At 57.7% G+C, this 1320-nt stretch carries 1 rRNA gene; it reads right to left on the bottom strand.

Annotation, left to right across the window (positions count from 1 at the left end):
- Positions 1–1320, bottom strand: a 23S ribosomal RNA gene (locus ACZ7CF_RS42185); the annotation flags it as partial.

Genomic DNA, 1320 nt, shown 5'->3' with positions numbered 1-1320 from the left:
CTAACCGGTCCCCTTAACGTTCCAGCACCGGGCAGGCGTCAGTCCATATACATCGTCTTGCGACTTCGCATGGACCTGTGTTTTTAGTAAACAGTCGCTTCTCGCTGGTCTCTGCGGCCGTCTCGCCCTAGCCTGTAAAAGGCTTCAAGCGCTACGGCCCCCCTTCTCCCGAAGTTACGGGGGCATTTTGCCGAGTTCCTTAACCACAGTTCGCCCGATCGCCTCGGTATTCTCTACCTGACCACCTGTGTCGGTTTGGGGTACGGGCCGCGTGAAAGCTCGCTAGAGGCTTTTCTCGGCAGCATGGGATCACTCTACTTCGCCTCAATCGGCTACGCATCACGTCTCAGGATATGTGAAGCACGGATTTGCCTGTGCTTCTCCCTACACGCTTGCACCAGTACTACCACTCACTGGCGGAGCTACCCTCCTGCGTCACCCCATCGCTTGACTACTACAAGTTCAGGTCCCGCGCTCCACTTACCCCTCGATCCCGAAGGATCTTCGGAGGGCTTCGGGCGGTTAGTATCACAAGGTTCATCATGGGCGCGTTCACACGGGTACGGGAATATCAACCCGTTGTCCATCGACTACGCCTGTCGGCCTCGCCTTAGGTCCCGACTTACCCTGGGCGGATTAGCCTGGCCCAGGAACCCTTGGTCATCCGGCGGACGAGTTTCTCACTCGTCTTTCGCTACTCATGCCTGCATTCTCACTCGCGTAGCGTCCACGGCTGGATTCCTCCGCCGCTTCAACCGCTACACGACGCTCCCCTACCCATCCCAGCACAAGGCTGAAATGACACAGCTTCGGCGGTGTGCTTAAGCCCCGCTACATTGTCGGCGCAGGACCACTTGACCAGTGAGCTATTACGCACTCTTTAAAGGGTGGCTGCTTCTAAGCCAACCTCCTGGCTGTCTGTGCGACCCCACATCCTTTCCCACTTAGCACACACTTAGGGGCCTTAGCTGGCGTTCTGGGCTGTTTCCCTCTCGACTACGAAGCTTATCCCCCGCAGTCTCACTGCCGCACTCTCACACCACGGTATTCGGAGTTTGGTTGATTTCGGTAAGCTTGTGGGCCCCCTAGACCATCCAGTGCTCTACCCCCGCGGTGAAACATACGACGCTGCACCTAAATGCATTTCGGGGAGAACCAGCTATCACGGTGTTTGATTGGCCTTTCACCCCTAACCACAGCTCATCCCCCAGGTTTTCAACCCTGGTGGGTTCGGGCCTCCACGCGGTCTTACCCGCGCTTCACCCTGGCCATGGCTAGATCACACCGCTTCGGGTCTAGACCACGCGACTATGACGCCCT

Source organism: Lentzea sp. NPDC036955, assembly GCF_055608005.1.
This window is presented reverse-complemented; position numbering and strand designations above follow the sequence as displayed.